This is a genomic window from Natrinema salifodinae (assembly GCF_900110455.1).
Classification (GTDB): domain Archaea; phylum Halobacteriota; class Halobacteria; order Halobacteriales; family Natrialbaceae; genus Natrinema; species Natrinema salifodinae.
This window is the reverse complement of record NZ_FOIS01000006.1, coordinates 82,088-88,631: the sequence shown is the minus strand read 5'-3', so window position 1 is coordinate 88,631 and position 6,544 is coordinate 82,088. Positions and strand designations below refer to the sequence as shown.

Below are 6,544 nucleotides of genomic sequence, written 5' to 3'. Positions count from 1 at the left end.
CGACGTTCTCGGTGTCGGATTCCGACCGATTTTCGCGCGCTGTTTCGATCATCGCGGGCGTCATATCAATCCCGACGACCAGTCCGTCTGGCCCGACTTTATCCGCAGCAAGGAAGCAATCGAATCCGCCGCCGGAGCCTAGGTCCAATACGAATTCACCCAACTCGAGGTTTGCGATGGCAGTCGGATTTCCACACCCGAGTCCAAGGTTCGCTTCGGACGGAACTGACTCGATTTCGGCCGACTGATACCCGACTTGTTCCGCCCACTCCTTCGATGACTCGTCGTTCGTACAACAGCCGGTGATCGTCTCCGCGGTCGTATCGTCCGAGTCCGTTTCCGTCTCGCCACAGCAGTCCGTTCCCGTGTACGAGTCGGAATCGGCCGTCGTCTCGGCGGCGACGGCGGTATATCGGTCGCGTACTGTTTCGCGCTGTTCAGTTTCGGTAAACGATTCATCGTCGTCTGCGGGTGTACTTCCGGTCATGAGATCGTTACGCTGCGGTTGTTTCCGAAGGTTGGTTGGCGAACGAGACGAGCCGACACCACCGCGCTTTCGTTCCGGCCGTTCCTCGCAGGGGCAAATCGGTCGACAGCGCTGTCGCTGTAGATTCATCGTTCAGACGACGAGATGATTGAAAACGACGCCGATACCGATACCAATCGTCACAACCGTTCCGGCGTAGACGAGCAAGAGTCGGCGCTTAAACAGTTTGTTCAGTAGGACGAGATTCGGAATACTCACCCCGGCACCGCCGATGACGAACGCCAAGACGGTTCCGATAGCGATTCCCTGATCGCTGAGGGCCGCCGCGAGCGGGAGCATGCCGCTGAGACTCATGTAGACCGGCGCGCCAGCGAGTGCGGCGAACGGCACGGCCAGCGGGTTTTCCGGCCCGAGGACGGCGTGTAAGAGACTTCGCGGCACAGCGCCGTGAATGAGCGCTCCAATCGTCATCCCGAGGACGAGGTACGGCAGCGTCTCGAGGAAGAACGACCACGCCTCGCGAGCGGCCGTTGCGACGTGTTGTGCGTGCGTTCGGCCGGTTCGTGTCTCGGTCCTGCCGGCACAGCACTCGGACGTGCCGCCGTCCGTCGCGACTGCCTGGCTCGTGTGGTCCGTAACGCGAACGTCTTTCACCTGATCGGAGAGTCCCAGCCGACCGATGACGATTCCGCCACCGACAGCCGCGAGGAGCGTCAGTAACACGTACCAGACCGTTATTTCGATCCCGAACAGGCCGAGCAACAGGAGCACGGCGATCCAGTTGACTAGCGGCGACGCGAGCAGGAACGAAAACGCCAGCCCGAGCGGAGCCCCGGCCTGCAACAGGCCGGCCAGGATCGGGACGGTCGAGCACGAGCAAAACGGTGTCACGGCGCCGAACCCAGCTGCAGCGATGTTCCCGGCACCCTCGTCGTGGCCGCGAAGCGTCCGTTCGACCCGCTCCGGCGGAAGGTATTCCCGAGCGAGTCCAACGAGAAACGACGCGCTGATGAACAGCGGAACGAGAACGACCGCGAGGTGCTGGAAGTAGTCCCACGAATCGAGTAGTCCGTTCCACAGGTCCGGTGGCAGCACCGTCACTCTCCCTCCTGAATCGCGTCAGCGAGGTCGAGTAGTTCGAAGACGGCCGTATCGGCGATGCGGTAGTAGCTCCACTTGCCTTTCTTGCGGGACTTGACTAGTCCCGCTTCCTTCAGCTTCCGCACGTGGGTCGCGACCGTCGACTGCGGGGCGTCGAGAACGACCTGTAACTCGCAGCCGCAGCACTCGGATTCGCGAAGGGCGCGCAGTATTCGGAGTCGATCCTCGTTCCCCAGCGCTTTGAAAACGGTTGCTTGGCCGGAGATGTCGCCGTCAGCGGCGTCGATCGACTGCAAGTCAGCGATGCGTTCGGCGGGATCGTCGTACAGGCGCTCGAGCGCGTCGCGCGCTTCGTCAGGCGGTGATCCTGATTCGGACATAGCTGGATTATTCGTTCTATATTACTCACAACACTGCTCGCTCTGGTTGCCGTCCGATTCAGATTGACTTTCTTCGATTTTTGTCCCGCAACAATCCGACCCATTTTCGGGACTGTATCGGTCTGAAAGGCGATTCCAGGCTCGAAATAGGAGGTTTCGTCCCATCATGTCATATCGTATTATCTCGATCAATATATACCTAGGGGTGAGTGCGTGTGGCCATCCCCGAATACGAATTGAGATATTACAATACGATCTTTGGTCCGACGACTACACTATCCTCTCGGAACGGAGGTCCTGCCAGTCGGAACGGATAGACGATCGAACCGCACCCGTGCCCTCGGCACGATCTCCAGTGGCGGAGCCAGAACGGGAGATCGTGCGATACTCGTCACCCGAACGTCGAAGTCGCGGCCGCGAAGAACATAGTTTCGTATATCGTTATAAAGTTTATTTGTTTGGCATACTCCGATCACCGGCGCACGAGTATCGCTCACACTCGATCAGAACGATACGGATTTCGGCCGTCACGGACCGGAAATAACGGTCGCTCAGGACTATCGGTCTCGCCAACCGGGCTACATTCCGTTGGTGGTATGCTCGCCAATCGCGTCCCGCACGCGTTCCTCGAGCGATTCGCGTCGCCGGTGGCTCGCTTCCGAGTCGAACTCGACCGAGAGCACCTGCGTTCCCGTGGTCTCGAGCGACTCCCGATACGCGTCCGCGAACCCCGCGGGCTCGACGCGTTCGAACTCGAGGTCGTAGAAGTCGGCGAGCGCGTCGAACTCGAGGCCGTGGGGCGTCTTAAACTGGTCCGTAAAGGGCGGTTCGAACTCCTCGATCGGGAGCTCGTGGAAGATGCCGCCGCCGTCGTTGTCCAGCAGGACGATCGTCGCGTCGACGTCGCAGCGATCGACGGCGAGCAGCCCGTTCGAATCGTGGTAGAAGGCCAGGTCGCCCGTGACGAGCACGAGCGGATCGTCGGTCGCGCTCCCGGCGCCCAGCGCCGTGCTCGCGATGCCGTCGATGCCGCTCGCGCCGCGGTTCGCGAGCACCGTCAGGTCGGCGTCCCGCGGCCTGGCGAAGCGGTCGGCGTCCCGGATCGGCATGCTGTTCGAGACGAACACCGTCGCCGGGTCCGGCGCGTTCGCGACCACCGACGCGAGCACGGCGCCCTCGAACGGCTCCGACGCGAGGGCCTCCGTGGAGCACGCGTGATCACAGACCTCCCAGTGGCGGCGCTCGGCCGCGTCGAACCGAGCGCGCCAGGCGTCGTCAGTCGTCGCTCGCGGGTTCGGTGAATGATCGGGCCGCAGCGCCGCGAGCAATCCGTCAACGACGGTTGCCGGCTCGGCCGCCAGCAGATCGGTCGCGGTGAACGTCGCCTCGCGCCAGGCGCCCGCGGGATCGACGAGGAACTGCGTCGCATCGGCGTCACGGAGCGCGTGCCGGAGCGGTTTCGACGTGGGGGAAGCGCCGAATCGGAGGACGACGTCGGGTGCCGGGAGTTCTCGAACGTAGGTGTCGTAGCCGCCGTAGATCGTTCGGGTAGCGTCGCCGTCGCCGTCGTTTCCGTCCTCGCCCGCGTCACCGGACCCGACGTGGGAGCCGAACCGCAGCCCCGAGAGCGGGTCCGCGAGAACCGGCGCGCCCAGTCGGTCGGCGAGGTCGGTCACGGCCGCCGGATCGAGCGCCGAGAGATCGGCGGGATCGGCCGGCCCGGCGACGATCAGGGGTCGCTCCGCGTCCGCGAGCGCGCGGGTGACCGTCCGTATCCTGTCGTCTTCGAGCGTCCGGTCGCCGGCGTCGGTCTCGACGAAGACGCCGTCTCGCCCGCGGCCGGCCAGGCCGTCCGAGAACGACTCGGGGACGTCGCCGGGCACCTCGGTCGGCTCGAGGGGCTTCCTGAACGGACAGTTCAGGTGGACGGGACCGGGCGGAACGCCGGTCGTCTCCGCGAGCGCGCGGGCGGCGGTCGTCCGGAGGCTCCGCACCTTCCGCTCGTCGGCTTCTGGCTCGGGAAGCTCCGAATACCACCGCACCGCATCGCCGTAGAGTTTGACCTGGTCGACCGTCTGGTTCGCGCCGCTGTCGCGGAGTTCGGGCGGTCGGTCGGCCGTGAGCACCAGCAGCGGCACGCGGGCCTGGTCGGCCTCGACCACGGCGGGATGGAAGTTCGCGGCCGCCGTACCGGAGGTACAGACTAGGGCCGTCGGCTCGCCGGTCCGGCGGGCGCGACCGAGCGCGAAGTAGGCCGCCGCACGCTCGTCTAGGTGCGAGTAGACGTCGATGTCGGGGTGCGCGGCGAAGGCGACGGTCAGCGGCGTCGACCGGCTGCCGGGCGCGATACAGACGGCTTCGAGGCCGCCCTTTGCGAGTTCGTCGGCGAGGACGCGACCCCAGAGGGTCGCGCGGTTCGGCGCAGTCATCGGTATCGAGTATCGGTATGAGTAGTGGTTTCGGGTCGCGGTCTCGGATATCGGTTCTCGGTTGCGGCGCTATCTGAGTTCGTCGAGGATCGGGCGGAACTTCAGCTGTACTTCGTCCCACTCCTCGGCCGGATCGCTGTCGGCGACGATGCCGTTGCCCGCAAACAGCGTCACGGTCCCGTCGGCCGCGACACCGGAGCGGAGCGCGACCGCGAACTCGCCGTCGCCGTCGCCGTCGAACCACCCCAGCGGCGCGGCGTACCAGCCTCGGCCGAACGGCTCCGTATCGCGGATCGTCTCCCAGGCCGCGTCGGGCGGGACTCCGCCGACCGCCGGCGTCGGGTGTAAGGCCTCGACGAGTTCGAGGACGTGTCGGTCGCCGTCGAGGATCGCCTCGATCGGCGTCTGTAAGTGTTGAATGGTCGCCAGGCGACGGATCGTCTGCTCGCTGACGGTGAGTTCGCGCGCGAACGGCGCGAGCTGCTCGCGGATCGCGTCCACGACGAGTTCGTGTTCGTGCTGGAACTTCTCGTCGGCCCGCATCCGCTCGACGTGTTCCCTATCTTCGGCTGGCGTCTCCCCGCGGGGGACGGAGCCGGCCAGCGCCTCCGTCTCGACGCGGTTGCCGCGTTTCGCCACCAGGCGCTCGGGCGGCGCGCCGAAGAACGTCCCGCCGACCTCGCGGCCGACCAGGAACCGGTAACAGTTCGGATACTGCCGGCGGAGCCGCTCGAGGGTCGCGGGCACGTCGATCGCCCCCTCGAGGTCGACCGAGAGGGCCTGTGCCAGGACGACCTTCGTCAGCCGGCCGTCGGCGATCCGGTCCAGCGCCGTCTCGACCTGATCGGACCAGGCCGCTTTCGACGTGGTGCGTCGCGTCGACGCGACGCCCGGGGCGGGGGCCGAGCCGCTCGATCGGTTCGACGGGAGCGCGGCCAGGCGATCGGTCCAGCGCTCGAGACGGTCGTCGGCCTCGTCGGCGCGGGTGCCGACGGTCGTCAGCCATGTCCCGTCGTCGGTGCGAGTGAGGAGCACCTGCGGGACGACGAAGGCGGCCGCGTCGAAGCCGGTCCAGGGCGGGCCGGGTTCGTGGCCGTCGTGAAACGAAAAGCCGCCGACGGCCCGCGGGCGGGCGGGCTCCGGGCCATCGTGTGCGAGCGCGTCGAAGACGCGACTCGCCTGCGTTCGAATCCGATCGAAGCGGTCGGGGCCACCGGCCGCGAACCGTGCGGCGACGCCCCTCCCGACGAGTTCGAGTCCGTCAGGCGTGGCCCACCGGATCCGCGATGCGGTGTCGCCGCGGAGCAACGCGCCGACGGCGACGTGGTCGTCCTCGCATTCGAGTTCGCGACTGCGGCTGACCAGGTCGACCGGCTCGACCGTCGACGCCGAATCGGCCGCCAGTTGACCCTCACCCGACGATCGGTCCATCGACCGCACGTCGGGACCGCCCGGCCTTCAGCCTAACTATTCGCCGACCGGTCGGGAGACGTCCGTTGAATCCCGTTGAATTCCGTTAGCTGTAGCGCTCTTCCTGCCAGGGGTCGGCCGTCTGCGAGTAGCCGCGCTTCTCCCAATAGCCGCGCTGCGCTTCGGTGAGGAACTCGATGCCGTCGACCCATTTCGCGCCCTTGTAGGCGTACTTGTGGGGCGTAATCACCCGGAGCGGGCCGCCGTGGTCCTCGGGAAGCGACTCGCCGTCGTACTCCCAGGTGAATAGGACTTCCTCGCGCATGCAGTCTTCGAGCGGCAGATCGGTGGTGTAGCCGTCCAGCGCGGAGAACATGACGTGGACCGCGTCGTCGCGGACGCCGGCCCGCTCGGCGATCTCGGTGAAGGGGACGCCCGTGAATTCGCAGTCGAACTTGCTCCACCCGGTAACGCAGTGGAAATCCTGCCGTTGGGTCTCGCTGGGCAGGTCGCGGAACTCGTCCCACGAGAAGGTTAGTTCCTCGTCGACCGCGCCGGTGACGGTGAACTCCCACGTGTCGGGGTCCCAGTCGGGCGTCCCGCTCTTCGAGAGGACCGGAAACGCCGACGTCTCCCGCTGGCCGGGCGGCAGCCGCTCGTCGCCGAACTCCTGGTAGAGATCCGTAACGTCGGTCGCGTCGTTCGTCATACGCGTGCGTACGTCCCGACGGATGTAG

General features: G+C 66.0%; 6 protein-coding genes. All 6 read right to left on the bottom strand.

Annotated features, from left to right (window positions below; all coding sequences use genetic code 11):
* Positions 1 to 487 (bottom strand): methyltransferase domain-containing protein (locus BMY29_RS20045; RefSeq protein WP_143067753.1); only part of this gene is annotated, 487 nt, incomplete at its 3' end.
* A gap of 132 nt (positions 488 to 619) precedes the next feature.
* A complete protein-coding gene (locus tag BMY29_RS20040; RefSeq protein ID WP_049990530.1) occupies positions 620 to 1,582 on the bottom strand; it encodes a permease in 963 nt (320 codons plus the stop codon).
* Positions 1,583 to 1,584: 2 nt separating this feature from the next.
* Entirely contained in the window at positions 1,585 to 1,968 is a 384-nt protein-coding gene (locus tag BMY29_RS20035; protein ID WP_049990531.1) for an ArsR/SmtB family transcription factor, read from the bottom strand.
* Positions 1,969 to 2,546: 578 nt separating this feature from the next.
* The gene (gene menD, locus BMY29_RS20030) at positions 2,547 to 4,397 is read right to left on the bottom strand and encodes a 2-succinyl-5-enolpyruvyl-6-hydroxy-3-cyclohexene-1-carboxylic-acid synthase (protein ID WP_049990532.1); all 1,851 of its coding nucleotides are present in this window, start codon (positions 4,395 to 4,397) and stop codon (positions 2,547 to 2,549) included.
* Positions 4,398 to 4,466: 69 nt separating this feature from the next.
* Positions 4,467 to 5,828, bottom strand: a complete 1,362-nt coding sequence (locus BMY29_RS20025; protein WP_049990533.1) for an isochorismate synthase — start codon at positions 5,826 to 5,828, stop codon at positions 4,467 to 4,469.
* An 85-nt stretch (positions 5,829 to 5,913) separates the two neighbouring features.
* The gene (locus tag BMY29_RS20020) at positions 5,914 to 6,516 is read right to left on the bottom strand and encodes a sulfite oxidase-like oxidoreductase (protein WP_049990534.1); all 603 of its coding nucleotides are present in this window, start codon (positions 6,514 to 6,516) and stop codon (positions 5,914 to 5,916) included.
* Between the last annotated feature and the right edge of the window lie 28 nt (positions 6,517 to 6,544).

Excerpts from the sequence above, each read along its gene's own strand:
- BMY29_RS20035 (WP_049990531.1), bottom strand. The coding sequence starts at position 1,968 with ATGTCCGAATCAGGATCACCGCCTGACGAAGCGCGCGACGCGCTCGAG.
- menD (WP_049990532.1), bottom strand. The coding sequence starts at position 4,397 with ATGACTGCGCCGAACCGCGCGACCCTCTGGGGTCGCGTCCTCGCCGAC.
- BMY29_RS20025 (WP_049990533.1), bottom strand. The coding sequence starts at position 5,828 with ATGGACCGATCGTCGGGTGAGGGTCAACTGGCGGCCGATTCGGCGTCG.
- BMY29_RS20020 (WP_049990534.1), bottom strand. The coding sequence starts at position 6,516 with ATGACGAACGACGCGACCGACGTTACGGATCTCTACCAGGAGTTCGGC.